The organism is Robertmurraya mesotrionivorans (genome assembly GCF_050971805.1).
Classification (GTDB): domain Bacteria; phylum Bacillota; class Bacilli; order Bacillales; family Cytobacillaceae; genus Robertmurraya_A.
Map to the genome: position 1 here is coordinate 55,694 of NZ_JBPCCH010000016.1, position 18,525 is coordinate 74,218.

Annotated in this window: 12 protein-coding genes; 8 read left to right on the top strand and 4 right to left on the bottom strand. The window is 38.1% G+C overall.

Annotated elements, in window-relative coordinates; all coding sequences use genetic code 11:
- Positions 1-118: 118 nt before the first annotated feature.
- Together ACRX5O_RS19435 and ACRX5O_RS19440 are read left to right on the top strand one after the other, a co-directional pair.
- Positions 119-820 carry an ABC transporter ATP-binding protein gene (locus ACRX5O_RS19435; protein ID WP_433907478.1) on the top strand — a complete coding sequence of 234 codons (702 nt, stop codon included), beginning with the start codon at positions 119-121 and terminating at the stop codon, positions 818-820.
- Complete coding sequence (locus ACRX5O_RS19440) at positions 817-3,165, top strand: ABC transporter permease (protein WP_433907479.1); 2,349 nt, start codon at positions 817-819, stop codon at positions 3,163-3,165. Before ACRX5O_RS19435 ends, ACRX5O_RS19440 begins: the two co-directional genes overlap by 4 nt.
- A gap of 43 nt (positions 3,166-3,208) precedes the next feature.
- Here the strand turns inward: ACRX5O_RS19440 and ACRX5O_RS19445 are convergent, their stop codons facing one another.
- Together ACRX5O_RS19445 and ACRX5O_RS19450 are read right to left on the bottom strand one after the other, a co-directional pair.
- Positions 3,209-4,906, bottom strand: a complete 1,698-nt coding sequence (locus ACRX5O_RS19445) for a methyl-accepting chemotaxis protein (protein WP_433907480.1) — start codon at positions 4,904-4,906, stop codon at positions 3,209-3,211.
- 695 nt (positions 4,907-5,601) lie between these two features.
- Positions 5,602-6,783 (bottom strand): MFS transporter, encoded by a 1,182-nt coding sequence (locus ACRX5O_RS19450; RefSeq protein ID WP_433907481.1) that lies wholly within the window; start codon positions 6,781-6,783, stop codon positions 5,602-5,604.
- A gap of 434 nt (positions 6,784-7,217) precedes the next feature.
- Between ACRX5O_RS19450 and ACRX5O_RS19455 the strand changes: the two genes are divergently transcribed.
- The 6 genes from ACRX5O_RS19455 (at position 7,218) to ACRX5O_RS19480 (ending at position 15,090) form a co-directional block, all read left to right on the top strand.
- On the top strand, positions 7,218-8,513 hold the full coding sequence (locus tag ACRX5O_RS19455) for a VWA domain-containing protein (protein ID WP_433907496.1): 1,296 nt from the start codon (positions 7,218-7,220) through the stop codon (positions 8,511-8,513).
- 140 nt (positions 8,514-8,653) lie between these two features.
- Entirely contained in the window at positions 8,654-8,944 is a 291-nt protein-coding gene (locus ACRX5O_RS19460) for a hypothetical protein (RefSeq protein ID WP_433907482.1), read from the top strand.
- A 237-nt stretch (positions 8,945-9,181) separates the two neighbouring features.
- A complete protein-coding gene (locus ACRX5O_RS19465) occupies positions 9,182-9,472 on the top strand; it encodes a hypothetical protein (protein ID WP_433907483.1) in 291 nt (96 codons plus the stop codon).
- A 41-nt stretch (positions 9,473-9,513) separates the two neighbouring features.
- Entirely contained in the window at positions 9,514-9,804 is a 291-nt protein-coding gene (locus tag ACRX5O_RS19470) for a hypothetical protein (protein WP_433907484.1), read from the top strand.
- Positions 9,805-9,906: 102 nt separating this feature from the next.
- Positions 9,907-10,197, top strand: a complete 291-nt coding sequence (locus tag ACRX5O_RS19475) for a hypothetical protein (RefSeq protein WP_433907485.1) — start codon at positions 9,907-9,909, stop codon at positions 10,195-10,197.
- Positions 10,198-10,917: 720 nt separating this feature from the next.
- Complete coding sequence (locus ACRX5O_RS19480; RefSeq protein WP_433907486.1) at positions 10,918-15,090, top strand: 5'-nucleotidase C-terminal domain-containing protein; 4,173 nt, start codon at positions 10,918-10,920, stop codon at positions 15,088-15,090.
- Between the two features lie 263 nt (positions 15,091-15,353).
- On the opposite strand, the gene pgmB is transcribed toward ACRX5O_RS19480, so the two are convergent.
- Both pgmB and ACRX5O_RS19490 read right to left on the bottom strand, forming a co-directional pair.
- Positions 15,354-16,031, bottom strand: a complete 678-nt coding sequence (gene pgmB / locus ACRX5O_RS19485; RefSeq protein ID WP_433907487.1) for a beta-phosphoglucomutase — start codon at positions 16,029-16,031, stop codon at positions 15,354-15,356.
- A gap of 51 nt (positions 16,032-16,082) precedes the next feature.
- Complete coding sequence (locus ACRX5O_RS19490; protein ID WP_433907488.1) at positions 16,083-18,377, bottom strand: glycoside hydrolase family 65 protein; 2,295 nt, start codon at positions 18,375-18,377, stop codon at positions 16,083-16,085.
- Positions 18,378-18,525 lie beyond the last annotated feature (148 nt).

Genomic DNA, 18,525 nt, shown 5'->3' on the forward strand with positions numbered 1-18,525 from the left:
GTTGTTAATAGGGTTATCGTCTTCGTACTACCATCGAACTTCAACATTTTTTACTAACGATAGTTTATTGGTTTGTGAATTTACTTATTTGCTCCACAAAGGAAAAGAGGAAAAACAAGTGAAAATTGGTTTGAAGGATGTTAGAAAAAGCTACAAAAATGATAGCAATACAATTGAAGTATTAAAAGGAATCACCTTAAACATTGAAGAAGGAGAGTTTATCTCAATTGTAGGAAAGTCCGGGAGTGGCAAGAGCTCCCTTATTAATATGATAACTGGTATAGATGAACCTAGCTCTGGAGAGATCTGGATTAATGAAGTAGGACTACATAAGATGAATCGTAGAAAGATATCTAGATGGAGAGGTTTACATATTGGTGTTGTGTTTCAGTTTTTTAAATTAATTCCTTCCTTGACGGTAATAGAAAACATTTTCCTCCCAATGGATTTTTGTAACAAGTATGAGAAGCGTGAGAGAAAACATGTTGCTAGAGAACTATTAAAAGTGGTTGAATTATCCGATTGTGAAAACAAGCTACCGTCCCAATTAAGTGGAGGCCAGCAGCAAAGAGTGGCCATTGCACGAGCATTAGCCAATGATCCCGCTTTAATTGTGGCAGATGAACCAACAGGAAGTCTTGATAGCCAAACAGCAAACACGATTTTTAATCTCTTTAGAAAACTAGTTGCTGATGGCAAGACGGTTGTGATGGTAACTCATGATGAAGAATTAGCGTACCTAGCCGATCGGGTGGTTCATATTAAAGATGGAGAAATTGTGAATATCCAAGTTCCAGATTCTCGGAGCAGTTTAACATGAGTATCCAATTTAAAAAGATACTGAGAGACCTCCTTTCAAGCAAGGGTAAGAGTTTCATTGTCATTCTTTCTGTCCTAACGGGCATTGTCGGAACAGGGGTTATCGGTCATACCGGATACATATTAGATAAAGGAATGAAGGATAGTCTTGAAACCTTCCAACCAGCGAGTGGAACGATTGCCTTTCAACAGTTTGATGAGAGTTTTGTCGAAAAAGTAAAAGACATAAGTGGCGTTCAAACAGCTGAAGCAAGGATCACCTTTGATTCAGAAATATACATGGCTCAGGAGAAGGAATGGAAAAGGACCAAGTTATTTGTTATCGACAAAGATGATCCCAATACACTCGATGTTATCCTGTATAAGGAAAGCGAAGCTCCCAAAGAAGGTGAAATCCTACTAGAACGTTTATCCTTTCCATTTCTACAAGTGAAACTGGAAGATCAGGTGTTACTGAAGTCAAATCAAGAGGTAGAAACAAGTGTAAAGATAACAGGAAGCGTTCATCATGGCGGATTAGAGGCAACACCCATTTCTAGTGTCGCCTATGGTTATGTCTCAAAAGAAACAGCTGCAGATTTAGGGATGAGTACAGAAACGAACCTTTTACTATATAAGACAGAATCGAAGGAAAAAGAGACGGTCGAAAAGATTGAAAGTAAGATTAGAGATTTGGCTCATGCAGAAGGCTACACCTATATATCCTCAACCATCCATAATAATAAACATTGGGGATATGACATCGTTAATTCTATGGAGAATATTTTAATATCCTTAGGACTTCTGACTATCTTATTAAGTACTTGTTTAATAATTAATACCATACTATCAATTATTAAAAGCCAAATTCCTCAAATTGGAATTATGAAGGTCATTGGAGCAAGTGGGTCTCAGCTTCAGTGGTTGTATTTATGTTATATCATTGTTTATAGTTTGATAGCCCTTTTGTTAGGAATCCCCATTAGTTTGTATCTCGCTAAAGTATTAAGTTCCTACTCGTACGTTTTATTGAGCTTTACTACAAAAGAAGTCACGTACTCCGTGAACACATTGCTTATTCAAATCGGTATTGGGTTGGGTTTACCGATTATTTCAGGCCTAATACCTGTTATGAATGGTGTGAGGATTAGTATATATGATGCTCTTAATAAAGGTAGCAGGCAAAGTACCAAAGGTTTTCCTACTTGGTTGTTAAATATCCCGTGGGTATCGCGCCCTTTTCTATTTATTATAAGAGATACCCTACAAAGAAAATTCCGCTTCTTCTTAACAGTTGTGACATTAAGTATTGGTGGAGCAATCGTAATATCTGTACTAACAGTTTACCAATCCCTACTTCATACGGTAGATGAATCATTAAAATATGAGAAATATGATTTACAGGTGATTGTTAGTGGGACAAGCGACAAAAAACAGCTGGAGGATGTATCAACTACGGATAACGTTCAAGGTGTTGAGATATGGAATCTTACAAGTGGATCCTTTGTTAACGGTACTGTACGAAGCGGATATTTATCGATTGTGCAACCTCCGATTTCTACCTCCTTTATGGAGCCGAAAATCATTGAAGGAAGATGGTTGAAAGATAATCAAAGCAATGAGATTGTCCTAGATTCCTATTTTTTAAGAAGCTATCCATCCATAAGAGTTGGAGATTATGTAACCATAGAGATAAATGGAGAAAGAGTTAGGTATAAAGTAGTTGGGAAGTTTAGAAAAGTTTCGGGTGCCGTGGTTCAGTATGTTAATAACTTGGGTCCTGGGTACACACCTGTGACGTCTTCTTTTATGGTGAACATAAAGGCACAAGAACATAGTGTTGCTGAACAGAACCGTTTAAAGGAGAAAATGAAGGGCGTCTATCACGATAATAATATACCTATCAGAACATCTCATACGTTTACTGAAATAAAAGAAATGCAAGAGGCACGAGTAAATATTGTGACGGTTTTCCTCATAGGAATGGCCATCATCCTTGTTGTAGTAGCCGTGTTAGGGCTGAACGGAACACTCAGTCTTAATGTTTCGGAGCGAAGTAAGTCCATTGCTATTATGAAGCTAATAGGCGGAGGCGATATGACTCTTTGGAGAATGATTATGGTGGAGAGCTTATTGATTGGGTTGATCTGCTTCTTTATAAGTATTATTCTGGCCTATCCATTTAGTAAACTACTGTGTAATAAGGTAGGACAATCTTTATTTCTATCTGATTTAGATTTTTCATTTTCTATGCTAGGGATACTCATTTGGTTCCTATTTGTAATTGTTTTATCGTTGGTAGCAAGCTTTATCCCCGCATACAAGGCCACAAAAATATCTATTAGCAAGGCTTTGGCCTATGAATAGTAAAAATCCTCACTTCCTATTGAAGTGAGGATTTCTTTCGAATCTATAATACAAACTTATTCATTAATTGCTTTAAGTCATTAGCTAAATCATTTAAGCGAGTCGCACTGTTTGCGATTTCCTCCATAGAACCACTTGACTGTTCAACAGAAGCAGCTGTTTCTTCAATTCCTGCTGCAGCTTCTTCTGAGACAGAGGCAATTTCAGAAATGGATTTGTTTATACCATCACTGTTCGTAGCGATTGTGCCAAGAGTCCGTGAAATAAACTGAACTCCATTCGCCATTTCTGTAAGGGAACGTTCAATTTCCTCAAATGTATGACCGGTCGTAACAATTTGATTTTTACCACTTTCTACTTCTTTATATCCACCTTGTAGAGAAGAGGTTACTAGTTTTGTTTCATTTTGGATATTGTTAACGATTTGTGTAATGTCAGTTACAGACAAGGAAACTTGTTCGGCTAATTTTCTTACTTCATCGGCAACAACTGCAAAGCCTTTTCCGTGTTCACCAGCACGAGCTGCTTCAATCGCTGCGTTTAAGGCTAATAGATTGGTCTGTTCAGCAATGGCTTTAATGACGCCTACTAACTTTGAAATTTCTTGTGATTGGTCATCTAGCCCCTTAACTTTTTCTACAGCTTCTTTTACGATCTGGTCAATGATGCTCATTTGGTTAATGGATGAAGTCATTAATTTACTACCATCTTTAGTTAAACCAAGTACTTTCTGTGAAGAGTCATAGACGATTTCACCACTTTGATTTGCGTTTTTCACTTCGGTTGTGAATGCACCCATTGAACTGGAAAGGTCACTCGTGATGTTTACTTGTGTTTCTGATCCCGATGCTAGCTCCTGCATAGTAACAGCAATTTGATTACCGCCTTCCTTAACCTCAAATGATGTCTGGGTTAAGTTACTACTTTGGTGTGATAGAGCTTCTGATACTGCACTGATATTATTAAGCATCTCTTTCAGGCTGTCATTTACTCGGTTAGATGAATCTAACAACATTCCAATCTCATCCTGTGATTTTATCTCTAGTGGTTCATTACTCAAATCACCATTTGCGAGTAAGTCCATTCGCTCTTTTAACATCGTAATAGGCTTAGCAATATTTCTTGGAATGACAATCGAGAATATAATAATGATTATTAATAATAAAAGTCCAAACATCATCGAAATAAAAGAGGTGGTTTCCGCTTGCTTTAAAGCATTTATCCCATTCTCTTTACTTTCTTCTCCTCTGGCTAAAGCTAGAGTCGTCATTTGCTCAACAACTTTCATTAGCTTTGGCTCTATTTCACTCGTGAGTATGAGCTTTGCTTCATCAACATTTCCTTCTTCATAGGCTGGAAAGTATTTCTCCTCAACTATTTTATAGATAGTCGCTGTTTGTTCAGATACTTCTTTAAAAGCTGGGTCCTCGGATTTTTCCAATAATTCTTTCTGGATGGACAAGCTAGGTTCTTTTAGCCCAAAGTAGATTTGTTTATATTTTTCTTCTCCAGTTAATAAGTATCCTCGAAGCTCACTTTGTTGTTGTGTTAGAATTCCTAGCAAACTAAAATCAGAAGCCATTAACGGAATATCTTCTGCAGAAAGCTCTCTTGTATGGTCCTCCATTTTGTTTATTGAGTTTATTAAATAAAACCCAAACCCAAATACAAGAATGGTAATTAGTAAAAAGACAGACATTAATTTCGTTTTAATGCTCTTAAACTTAAATAAGTTTTTCATAGAAATACTCCATTCATATAATTTTTACGCTTTCTACTTATATCGACAAATTTCGAGAATTTTTTAAGTGGTTTTTGAAAACGCTTTTAACAAAAGCTCCTCCTGTTATGAATAAAGGGTTCCCTTTTGAGGTGCTTTTCTTAAAATACGTGCCGAAGTGACTCACAGTCGTATTGGCATCGTTAATGGTATATAAAAATTAAAACTTGCCTTGATTGGCGAGTTTCTTTATTAGGAATACAAAGACCATATTTATAAAAAACCTCACTTACTTGTGATACGGTTCACCATTATGGACCAAAATGAGGTTCTTTTGGATTTTTGCGATAAAAAGATGTTTTGTCCTTAATCGTGTAACCAGCAAAAGTAAAATAAGCGGAGATTTTTCCGTTAGATGAAGAATGTAGCTCGTTTCGGGGGAAATAAGGGGAGGTTTTCCGCTTATGCAAAGCAAAATCTCCCCTTTTCGAATTTTTTGAGCAAATAGGCGGAATTTATCCGTCTATTTAAGCTTTTTTTAATCTTGATTACTAAGTAAACGGAATTTCTCCGTCTATTTATCAACTCGGGTGCATTGCAATTCCAAAGTTAATGGAATTCAGTAGAAACCTTGATAAATAAAGAAATGACGTATGCCAATACGTCATTTCTTGTGTCTTTTAATAAGAAAGCACTCGAAAACAGAACCCTTTATATTATGAAAGGGGAGCTCTTGTTTCTGTTTGAGGTGCTTTTCGTTTATATACCTGGTATAGAACTAGGGTAAAAAGTGAAAGGATGGCACCAGACACATATGGAAGTGGAAGAGAAACTGAGAATAGCCATCCTCCGAGTGGTGGACCAATGATACGACCTAGTGAATCAAAAGATGAGAGTAAACCGGTAGTACTCCCGTGTCCAGCACTTGATGTCTTTGTTAGTAAGGATGAGACACTAGGTCTAATAAATCCATTCCCAATACCAAAAACAGTTAAATAAATTGCTGCGGTTACAAAGTTATCAATGAGTAAAATTAATGAAAACCCAATGGCAGAGATCAAAATTCCGAGCTGAATAACAGCTCCTTCTCCCCATTTTTTTGTCAGCCTTCCTACTAGTCCGCCCTGAACGATGGCACCAGCAAGTCCCATAATCATAAATACGTAACCAAGCTGAGCTGACTCAAGCCCTGCTTTTTCAGAAGCAAAGTATGCGAATGTTGCTTCCAAGCCCGCTAAGGATAATGTAACAAACCATTGTAGGATATACAAAATGGATGTCGGCCCTTTAAAGGCTGAAAAGATGGAAAATTTCTTTTTATGTAGGTTCTCTTTACGCTGTTCATTTGATAGTGACTCTTTTAATACGAACAAAACAAGTAAGAAGGTAAGTACAGATGATGCACCGGCAATAAAGAAAGGAGTGTGTAAGCTTTCTTTTGAGAAGATACCACCAATGGCTGGTCCAAAAATAAAGCCCAGTCCTACGGAGGCTCCGATAATTCCCATGCCTTTACTCCGGTTCTCATGTGAAGTGATATCTGCCACATAAGCCATCACTGTCGGCATATTGGCCGCTGATAAAGCTCCCCCAATAATTCTTGCTACAAATAGCATCCATAAAGAGGAGGACATGCCCATTAAAAAGAAGGAGAGAGCCAGTCCAAATATTCCAATCATTATGACTGGTTTTCGACCAATTTTATCGGAAATTCTTCCCCAAAAAGGTGCAAAGAATAACTGCATAAGGGAGTAAACCGCCATTAATAAACCTAGCTGAGTAGGAGATGCTCCTAACTCTTCGGCGTAAAACGGCATAACAGGGATAATAATTCCAAATCCCACCATGACTAAAAACATAACTGCAAATAAAATAGGCAACGCTTTCTTAACTTCCAAAATTAATACACTCCAGTAGGTTTCATTTGTTTCTTTCTTTTTTTATTATAACTCTAAGATTGCGGGTGATAAAAGTCTTAACCGTATCGTTGGATACACTTAGGGGTTTTATACTATGTGTGATTTCATTCGACAAATTCCCCGGACACATACAGGGGGAATTATTAACTTTTTTATAAAATAAAGATTTTTACCTAATGAGCGGTTTTTTATTTTGAAAAAAAGGATAAAAACCTCATCACGATCATGAAGATACTAGTTCTTTATTCTTTTAAAAGTCTTGAAGTTGAGACTTTATTAGTTTAATAGTACTAGACAAAAATCGACAAGTTGCTATGGGTCATTTGACGGAGGTTTCACTACATGATACTAAATAATATAGAAAAAATAATTCTAATAAAAGGAAAATATGAAGGAGCGGTTTATCTTTGAAAGTGTTTAAGCGATTCCTCCTATTACTAGTCCTTATAAGTTTTGCCGTTGCTTGCTCAAATAAGGAAGCTATTACGACTAGTAAGGAAAAAGAAAAGGAAGTCGTTAAATCAGTGACGTATCCAGAACAGCCTACCCTAGCTGTAGAGATGATTCAGCAAAAGGCTGGTATCCACTCGGAGGATCTATATGCATCTCTAGAGGGTTCTAACGTTGATTCTGAACTTCCAATGGGTTCTGCCATAGAGGATTTAGTGGTAAAGGATTTGGAGCCAAAAGAAATTTATAATGGGTTGATTCATTATTTAGGAGCGGATTATTCACTAGTTTTTGAGTCCTTGAAAAACTTTACTCCTGACTACGGGGCATATGATTTATCAAAGGAACAGCCATCCTTTAAAAACATAGCCATTCATCTTGACTCAAGTGGAAGTATGAATGCTCAAGTTTCCGGTGGAGTGAAGATGGACTTAGCCAAACAAGCCATTGCTACATATGCCTCTGGACTACCTGCTTCAAGTATAGTTTCTCTAAGAGTATACGGACACCAGGGGACAGGGAGTGACAATGACAAGGCAAAATCATGTTCGAGCACGGAAATCATGTACGATGCCCATACCTATGAGCAGGTTAGCTTTGAACAGGCACTAACAAAGTTTAAGCCAAGTGGATGGACACCGCTAGCAGCATCCATTGCAGCTGCTTATGAGGATTTAAAGAGTTCGGCTGATGATAAGTCTGAAAACATTCTATTTGTTGTGAGTGATGGGATAGAGACGTGTGATGGAAACCCAATCGAGGAGGCTAGAAAACTAGCAAACTCAGATTTAATGGTTAGTGTGAATATTATCGGTTTTGATGTGGATGATGCGGGGCAGAAGCAGTTAAAAGAAACGGCATTAGCTGGAAATGGAACGTATTATACCGTTAACTCGAATGTGGAATTGAACGATACGATTCAAGAGTTGCTACAAGATGCAAGGGCCACCTATGAACGGAACTTTGAAATAGCAAAGGTTGGCTACAAGATAAATATGAAAAAAGTAGAAATTGGTCAAGGAATAGAAGATCTTGGCGCTAGCTTTATGGACGTTACTGATTCAGAAAGAGATGTCTTATTTGAGGCTGTATCTCGACTAGAGGACCAAGAGGAAATTACCTCAGAAATGGGAGAAGAACTCCGAACAATCATAGATGATAGACATATAGCTATCAGAGAGTACATCAACCAGCTAGAAGATGAAGCAAGGGAAAAGAATAACACGAAGCATCAGGAAGTGATTTCTAGTCTGAAGTGATTAAATCTACCAACAAAGAAGATACAACTCCTTTGAGAGTCTCTATGCTTTAGGAAGTTTTTCTATAGTATAGAGCCCTTTTTTTAAATAGGGCTATTATTTAAAAATGTATATGAACCCCTTTAGAAAGGTAATATCTTATGAATAAGAAAAAATTCTCAAGGATTACAAATCTCTATCAATTTATCGTTGTAGTTACATTTATTATCTATGCCTATAATGTACAGGAAAACTGGAGAATTGATGTTTCAGCAGAAAAGTATACATTGTTTGTCTTTGTTATTCTTATGTTAATCGGTGGAGCGTTATCATCTATTGAGCTCAAGGCAACAACTAATAAGGAAAAAACAATATTCAAGAAAGCGATTTATTGGGGAGTAGTATTTGCTTTTGGATTCTTTGTGTGGAAATTGGTAGTAGATATGTTTTAGAAGAGCAACACACAGATAGGAGCCTTTATGTGGATATTAAGAAGTTCTCTGTACTTACCAACTTATATCTTGCGATCGTTGTAATAGCCTTTGGTTGTCAAGTTTAGGGATAAACTTAATGGATTGAATCGAAGGCTATTTTTTCTTTAATTCTTGAGGCTTTCTCTATAGAAATACTTATCTTCACACTAAGGTTATAACAAATAAATGGATATAGTTCCTAGGAGAAAACATGAAATGAAAATTAAGAAATTCTCAAAGCTAACAAATATTTATCAGTTAATTGTTATTCTAGCCTTTGTTGTATACAACTATTTTAAGCTAGAAAATGGAACTCTTAATATGGAAGAGGAAAAATATAATATATTGACATTTGGCATTCTCATTCTCTTTGGGGCATCCCTTACTGGAAAGAAGATACTAGCTGAAAATAGAAAAGAAAAATATATCTCTATGAAAGCTATATATGGAGGTCTAGGGATGACGGTGATATTCGTGTTATGGAGAGTTATTATAGGGATATTTTAACTAACAGGAAAAGTAAGTTGGTTATTTCTGAGGTGGATAAAATGGAAACAAAAAAATTTAAAAAATTAACCAATATATATTTAGTCATCTTAGTTATAGCAATAATTTTTTATTTTTATTTTAAACTGGAAAATGGGACGATTAATGTAGCAGAAGAAAGAACTAACCTAATTATTATGATGATTTTAGTTCTATTTGGTACTGTAATGGTTGGAATAGGAATGGCAGCAATAAAAAAGAATGAAAAATACATTGCAAGAAAATCAGTATATGGGGGAATTTCAATTACAATTATTTTTGTATTATGGAGATTAGCTATTAACTTCTTTTAATATTCCTCACATGGAGACTGGTGTTAGGGGTATATATTATTTTATAGAACAATATCCTTTAAAGGTATCACCCAATAGTTTAAATTAAGGAATGGTGTATAGATGGAAATAGAGAAATACTCAAGATTTAAAAATTTGTACTTAGTTTCACTTGTAGTAGGATTAGGAATCTACTTCTATTTCAAAGTGGAAAATAACACCTTAAATATGCAGGAAGAAAAATATAACCTAATGATAATAATATTGTTCTTATTAATAGGGACCGTAATCGTAGGAACTGAAATGGCAGCTAGGCAAAAAGATGAAAAGTATGTATCAAAACGCTCGATTTATGGTGGAATATCTATTGCAACGGTATTTATTATTTTTCGCCTATTAATGAGTATTAATTAAAATAAGGATTTGAAAATAAGTGAAAAGGAAGACTCTCTCTCGAATCACAAATTTATATTTTTTACTGGTTGCTGGTGCTTTTGCTTTATATGTCTATAAAGTACAAGAAAACGGTGTTATTGATACTCAATCGCAGAAGGGCAATTTACTATGGTTTGTTATACTTTTTCTCGTTTCACTAGTACTATCAGGGATTATGATGTCTAGTACGAAGGAAAACCGGGACATAATCAACTTTAAGGCTATTCTTGGGGGGGATCTTAATAGCATCTTTCTTCCTTGTATGGCGGGTAGCAATGGCAATTTTATAATTGTGTTGGATTTATCTAAATAGACTTAAGTTAATGCGACGTATTAAAGCGTCGCATTTTTTGTGTGAGCAAAGATACGTGTCAAAGGTCACCTTTTTAGTAAATATCTTACATGAAGGGAGATTGGGCATGGGTATTTGTTCTGATTATAGAACGAAAGATTAATAGTATAATAGTAGTGTGAATTTGAAAAAGAAGTGTTTGCTTATGTAAATATTGTTAGTTCCTTGTATAAATACAGTTAAGGTTTCGTTAAAAAGAACGATATGTGAAATGAAAATGGTAAGTTGATAGTAATACCTCAAGTACTTCCTTCCAAGAGAAAGGAGGAATATTGAATTGGTTGGTTTGGTTAGTTGGGAGTACTTTTTTGGGTAAACTATAAAAGAGATTTAGAGGAGGAACACACTTGAAGAGGCTTAGGAAACAGCTTTTTGCAGTAACAACAATGTTTGTCATGTTAATTAGTATGGTTCTCCCATATCGGGCTCAGGCAGCTGAACCGATTACGGTTGCGGAGGCGATTGCTAATAATACGGGGACGGCTACTGTTGTTGGGTATATTGTAGGTTATACAACAAGTGGCAGTGGTGGAAAAGCTACATATGATTTTGAAGCCCCTTTTAAAGATGATTTGAATTTTGCTATTGCAGATAGCCCTGATGAGAGAGATGCTACAAAGATATTGCCAGTACAGCTTACATCGTCGTATCGTCCAACATTTGGATTGCTAACTAATCCTTCAATTGTTGGGGAAAAGGTAGTTATCACTGGTTCATTGGAGTTATACTTCTCAGTTCCAGGTTTAAAGTCACCTTCAGCCATGTCATTTGACGGCACAACCCCACCTCCAGATGAAGAAGAGCCTGTGACAGGCGAAACAGGCTTGAAAATTCACGACATTCAAGGTCAATCTCATACTTCACCATATAAAGATAAAAGTGTAGTAGATGTACCTGGCGTAGTAACTTACGTTGTAGATACTGCCAACTTCTATATTCAGGATCCAAATCCAGATGACAATCCAAATACAGCAGAAGGATTACTAGTCTACAAGCCATCACATGGTGTTGCTGTGGGCGATAGTGTTACGGTTTCTGGACTTGTAAAAGAATGGGTTCTGGATGGTTATGCAGAAAAGCTACAGACAGATTTAGCGATGACCGAAATTAACGCTCAATCAGGAAAGATTACGAAAGTTTCTAGTGGTAATGAACTTCCTGCTCCGATCGTCATCGGAAATGACGCAATTCCACCAACATCTGTCATTGATAACGATCAGTTTGGAACATTTGATCCAGCTGAAGATGGCATTGATTTTTACGAGAGCCTTGAAGGAATGCTCGTTTCTATCGAAAACCCAACGGTAACTGGGCCACAGAAATATGGAGAAGTTCCTATCATTACGGGTCAAGTGGAAGGAAAAGCGTATACCAAGGAAGGCATTCCTCTTTTAACAAAAGAGAATCAAAATCCAGAAAAAATGCTTCTTCAGCTTGATGATCGCAGTTATGTGACGAAAGCTGGTGACTCTTTTGATGGAACCGTCACGGGAGTAGTTAGCTATACATTTAGTAACTTTAAGATTCTTACAAAAGCAGCCGATCTACCAGAATTAGTAGAACGTAAAAGATCAAATGAAGTAACAACGATTCAAAAAGCTGAAGACAAATTGACGGTAGCAGCTTATAACATCGAGAACTTCGTAGCAACAGACACAGTGAAGCGTGACAAGCTAGCAAAATCTATGGTGGACAACTTGGGTTCACCAGATATTATCGGCTTAGTCGAGGTGCTTGATGAAAGCGGTGAAACCAATAACGGTGTAGTGAAAGCAGATGCGAACTATAAAGCATTAAGTGATGCGATTGCCAGCTTTGGTGGACCAACTTATGCATGGACAGAAATCGCTCCTGAAAACGGTAAGGATGGTGGAGTTCCTGGTGGAAACATCCGTGTAGGATATCTCTACAATCCTAATCGTGTAACGCTAAACGAAGCACCAAAGGGAGATGCGACAACTGCTGTTGGGTATGAAAATGGTTCTCTAACATTGAACCCGGGTCGTATTGATCCAACCAATTCGGCATTCAATAGTAGCCGTAAGCCATTGGCAGCTGAGTTTACGTTCCAAGGGGAAGAAGTCATTGTCATTAACAATCACTTCAACTCCAAAGGTGGAGATCAACCTTTATTCGGGAAAAATCAACCACCATACCTTGAGAGTGAAGCACAACGTGTAGAAATTGCAACTATCGTTAATCATTTTGTCTCTGACATAAAAGAGAAGAATGAGGATGCTAATGTAGTGGTACTAGGTGACTTAAACGATTTTGAGTTTTCTGCACCACTTGCTGCTTTAAAAGGTGATGATTTAACGAACTTAGTAGAAACGTTACCTGCATCAGAAAGGTACACGTATAACTATCAAGGAAATGCACAAGTGCTAGATCATATTTTAGTAACAAATAATTTAGCTGAAGCAGCAGAGCTTGATATAGTGAACTTTAACTCCCCTTATATGGAAGAGCATGGACGTGCTAGTGACCATGACGCATTAGTGGCTCAATTAGATTTAGCGGTGGAAGAAGGACCGTTCACCTTGTCACTTCTTCATACAAATGATACACATGCGTATGTGGAGCAGTTCCCTCGACTCATTACGGCGGTGAATGAGCTGCGTGCTCAGAAGGAAAATAGCTTATTGCTGAATGCTGGGGATGTGTTCTCAGGAACGCTGTATTTTAGGCAGTATCTAGGTCTAGCTGACTTGTATTTTATGAATCAATTAGGCTTTGATGCCATGACTCTTGGAAATCATGAATTTGATAAAGATTCAGCAACTTTAGCGAACTTTATCAAGCAAGCTGAGTTCCCCATCGTGTCTTCTAACGTGAACATGACAAATGATTCTGAATTAGGACCTTTGTTCAATGATTCAATTGGTGGAACGAATGAACAAGGAGAGATTTTCCCAGCGATTATTAAACAAGTAGACGGGGAAGAGGTAGGTATTTTTGGATTAACAACGGAAGATACCGCATTCCTAGCCAATCCTGGTGACAATGTCGTGTTTGAAGATGCGGTGGAAAAAGCAATTGAAACCGTAGAAATGCTTGAAGCACAAGGTGTAGATAAGATTATTACACTATCGCATTTAGGCTATCAGCCAGATGTTGAGCTAGCTGGTCAAGTCGATGGAATTGACGTAATTGTTGGTGGACATTCTCATACCACGCTAACAGAGCCTGTTGTTATTGAAAAAGAAGAGCCAACTTTAATTGTTCAAGCCAATGAATATTTAAAGTACCTTGGCGTACTGGATGTAACTTTTGATGAAAATGGGGTAATTGCCAATTACGCTGGTGAATTAAAGGCATTAAGTGCTTATGCTGAAGATGCTGCAGCGAAGGCAAAGGTAGAAGAGTATAAATTGCCTTTAACAGAGCTTCAAAAGCAGGTAGTAGGTAGTACATCTGTTGTGTTAAATGGTGTACGTGATGATGTACGTAGTAAGGAAACAAATCTAGGAAACTTAATCACAGATGGAATGGTAGCCAAAGCGAATGAATTCATTCCAACATATATCGCGATGCAAAATGGTGGGGGAATTCGTGCCTCTATTGATCAAGGAGATATCACTCTTGGTGAGGTATTAACTGTATTACCATTCGGAAACAACCTAGTCACTCTTGATCTTACGGGAGAAGAAATTCTTGCTGCCTTAGAGCACAGTGTGAGTGCGCCAGGTGCTGGTGGATTCATGCAAGTGGCCGGTCTGAAATTCAAGTATGACGCCGCTAAGCCAGTTGGTGAGCGAGTATGGTATGTGGAAGCGATGACGGCTAATGGTTACGAAGAGCTGCAGTTGGATAAAACATACCGTGTAGCGACAAACGCCTTTACTGCTGACGGCGGGGATGGATACACGATGTTTAAAACAGCGAAGGATGAAGGCCGAATCGCTGAGTTATACATTGTAGACTTTGAAGTATTTACATCTTATTTAGAAAAACACAACCCTGTTTCACCGGTAGTTGAAGGTAGAATCGTTCAAGAAGTGTCTGATAGTGTGTCACCAGATGCTCCTGTTGTGAACGATGTTACTGATCAATCAACAGAGGTAACTGGCACGACTGAGGCTGGTGCGACCGTTGAAGTGTCTGTCAATGAAACCGTTATTGGAACGGGGACAGCATTAGAAAATGGAAGCTTTAGCATAGGGATTTCTAAGCTAACAGCTGGTACAGAGGTATCAGTAACGGCAACAGATGCTGCTGGCAATGTAAGTGAGGCCACAGTAGTAACTGTTCTAGATGTAACAGCTCCTGAAGCGCCAAAAGTGAATTCTGTCATTCATAATGACACTGTTGTTACTGGAACGACCGAAGCAGGAGCGACGGTTAAAGTGATGATGGGTGAAGATGTACTTGGGATGGTTGTCGCTGATAGCAACGGAAAATTCTCGGTGACAGTATCGAAGCAAAAACATAAGAACGTATTAACCGTAACGGCGACAGATGCTGCAGGAAATGTAAGCAAAGCAACTACCGTTGACGTACTAAAGAAAAACGAGAAGTAATAGAGAAGGCAGGTTGCTCTAGGGCAACCTGCCTTTTGATATGGGATCGCAAATATGTCTAGTGGATCGCAAATAAGTTTTGGTAATCGCAAAAATAAATCTGAAATCGCAAATAAATTTTTAGAATCGCAAAAATAAATCTGGAATCGCAAATAAATCTCTGAAATCGCAAAAATAATTTTAAAATCGCAAATATCCCGAGGATGATCAGAGCAAAACTATAAAAATTTAAGCCACTCTATTAGAAAACGCTCAATTTCCTACTAAAAAAGACCGTTTTCCTTTTCAAAAAGCCCCTTTATCTTCTCAAAACAAAGCTCTCCCGTCTCGCTATAGACCACATTTGCTAAAGGGAAGGATTCCTTAGGTCCGATTGCAACAGCAAACATACCCGCCGCCTTAATAGCTTCGACACCTGCAACGGCATCCTCGACTCCAATACAAGATTCAGGGTCTACACCTAGTAGTTTAGCTGCTGTTAAAAACACTTCAGGGTGCGGCTTTCCGTTTGTAACCGTTTTGGCGTCAACGATTACATCAAAATCAATTTTCAGTCCAAGTGATTCCATAACGGTAAAGGCATTTTTACTCGCTGAAGCAAGCCCCAGCTTTAGTCCGTTCGCTTTAATCGCAATCAGTAATTCCTTGATTCCAGGCAGGATATCAGAAGGGGTGATTTTTGTAATGAGCGACAAATAATGGTCGTTCTTCTTTGAAGCGAGAGCTTCTTTCTCTTCCACTGAAAAATCACCTGAACGTCCGCCAATCTCAAGGATTTTCTCCAGTGATTCCATCCGGGATATCCCTTTTAACAGCTCGTTATCTTCACGGGTAAAGGTAATCCCCATATCATTGGCAAGGGCTTGCCAAGCTAAAAAGTGATACTCAGCGGTGTCGGTAATTACCCCGTCAAGGTCAAAAATAAACGCATCTAATTTCATAAGATCTCTCCCCGTAGAAAAGGGGCAAGGTAATCAATGCCCCTCATGTCTTTATTTTTTAAGTACCACCGTCGTCGTTCCGTTTTCAGGTAACAAAAGTTCCTCGCCATAAAGCTTAAGTGACAATTCTGGTCCTTCTTGTGTAATCGTCACACCATCTTTTGAAACATGGATATTTAAGAAATGGTTACGATACACGATTTTGAAGGAATAGGAAGACCATGATTTTGGTACAAATGGTGCAAAAGAAAGAGTTTCATTTGCAGTTCTCATTCCTGCAAAACCTTGAACAATTGCGAGCCAAGCACCTGTCATACTAGTAATATGAAGGCCGTCCTCTGTGTCATTGTTGTAATTATCTAAATCCAGACGCGCGGTACGATGGTACATCTCGTAAGCCTTTTCCTCTTTTCCAAGCTCTGCCCCTAGAATGGCATGGATGGACGGAGAAAGAGATGATTCATGAACGGTCATTGGCTCATAGAAGTCAAAGTTTCTTTCCTTTTCTTCGTAAGAGTACTCGTGATTTAAGAAGTATAACCCTTGAAGAACGTCCGCTTGTTTGATGAAGCAGCTTCTCAAGATTTTATCCCATGACCATTTTTGATTTAATGGGCGATCCTCTGGTGCCAACTCGTTTACGGTTTTTAAGTCTTTATCAAGGAACGTGTCATGTTGAATGAATACATCTAGTTCTTGATCGTATGGAAGGTACATTTTGTCGATGATATCCTGCCATTTGGCCATTTCATCTTCTGTGATTTGAAGATCTGATACACGCTTTTCATGACCGTTTGCTTGAAGCGCATCAATGACTTCTAACGTATATCGAAGGGTCCATCGAGCAATCGTATTGGTGTACCAGTTGTTATTTACATTATTTTCGTATTCATTTGGACCGGTTACGCCATGCATCATGTAAACATTTTTCTTTTTATTGTAGTGAACACGGTCTGCCCAAAATCTAGAAATACCTGTGAGTACGTCTACGCCATACTCGTTCCAATATGCTTGATCACCAGTGTAATTGACATAATTATAGATGGCGTAGGCAATCGCTCCGTTTCGGTGAATCTCCTCAAAAGTAATTTCCCATTCGTTATGACTCTCAATCCCGTTGAACGTAACCATCGGATAGAGCGCACCCTTTAGACCTTGCTGCTGCGCGTTATGATAAGCACCACCGAGCTGATTATGACGATAAACTAATAGATTGCGAGCTACCTCTGGGTTTGCTGTAGATAAGTAGAGAGGTAGAGCGTATGCTTCTGTATCCCAATACGTGGCACCTCCATATTTTTCTCCTGTAAATCCTTTTGGTCCGATATTCAAACGTGCGTCTTCACCGTAGTAGGTACTGAACAACTGGAACAAATTGAACCGTATGCCTTGCTGAGCCTCATCATCTCCATTAATTTCAACATCAGCAATGCTCCATCGCTTAAGCCAGGCTTCTTTATGTTCTTGGAGAAGGGAATCATAGCCCAATTCATGCGAATGTGTAAGTACTTCATCTGCCTTCGTTACTAACTGTGCCACTTCATAATCTCTATCTGTTGTAACAGCGACATACTTGATTAATGAAACAGGCGTATTCTCAATAGCTTGAACAGAAATGGTGTTTTCTACATATTCTTCACGCTCACCTGTAGAGTGAGACAAGATTTCTCCATTTACTACAAGGCGCATATTAGCTGCTACATGGAAGGTAGGAGTGCCAAAAGGATTATCCTTCGTTTTCATGACTAAATGACCGTTGCTGTTACTAACGCCTCGCTGAACTTCCAACCAGAAATCTTCCTCATAGTTGGAGTCTTCATTTCTCACATCTCCATCTAAGTAAGGAGTGAAAGTGACGTTCCCGGAATAATTTTTCGGGGTAACCTGATACTTGATGACAGCAAGTTCTGGATGGCTAATAGATAGGAAACGAACAACCTCTACATCGGTTTCCTTCCCATTTTGATTGATGGCAAAGCGACGAGTTAACACACCATGTTGCATGTCAAGCTCTCGATAATAGCTCGTTACCTGGTTTTGGTAACAATCAATCTCTTCTCCGTCGATCGCTACTCGGATGCCAATGTAGTTGATGGAGTTAATTACCTTTCCAAAATAGTGTGGATACCCGTTTTTCCACCAGCCAACTCTTGTTTTGTCTGGAAACCAAACTCCTGCAATGTATGAGCCTCGGTGAAAGTCTCCTGTATACGTTTCTTCAAAGTTTCCGCGCATTCCCATATGCCCATTTCCAAGGCTCATCATACTTTCTGCTAGTCGAAAGTCTTCTTTGTTTACATTTGTTTCAACGATTTTCCATGGATCGATGCTAAATAATCTTTTCATGTAATCACCTCAAAATATTTTAATTGCGCAAACGATTGCACAAAACAGTAAAAAAATAAGCAAAAGATTTACACATCTATATTGTAAAGGATTTCATAAAAAAATGCTTTATAAATTGTTATATTTTTTTGACAAAAATTCACTCTAT

Coding starts and splice junctions, on each gene's coding strand:
- ACRX5O_RS19490 (WP_433907488.1), bottom strand. CDS start 18,377: ATGAAAAGATTATTTAGCATCGATCCATGGAAAATCGTTGAAACAAAT.
- ACRX5O_RS19475 (WP_433907485.1), top strand. CDS start 9,907: ATGGAAATAGAGAAATACTCAAGATTTAAAAATTTGTACTTAGTTTCA.
- ACRX5O_RS19460 (WP_433907482.1), top strand. CDS start 8,654: ATGAATAAGAAAAAATTCTCAAGGATTACAAATCTCTATCAATTTATC.
- pgmB (WP_433907487.1), bottom strand. CDS start 16,031: ATGAAATTAGATGCGTTTATTTTTGACCTTGACGGGGTAATTACCGAC.
- ACRX5O_RS19445 (WP_433907480.1), bottom strand. CDS start 4,906: ATGAAAAACTTATTTAAGTTTAAGAGCATTAAAACGAAATTAATGTCT.
- ACRX5O_RS19440 (WP_433907479.1), top strand. CDS start 817: ATGAGTATCCAATTTAAAAAGATACTGAGAGACCTCCTTTCAAGCAAG.
- ACRX5O_RS19465 (WP_433907483.1), top strand. CDS start 9,182: ATGAAAATTAAGAAATTCTCAAAGCTAACAAATATTTATCAGTTAATT.
- ACRX5O_RS19470 (WP_433907484.1), top strand. CDS start 9,514: ATGGAAACAAAAAAATTTAAAAAATTAACCAATATATATTTAGTCATC.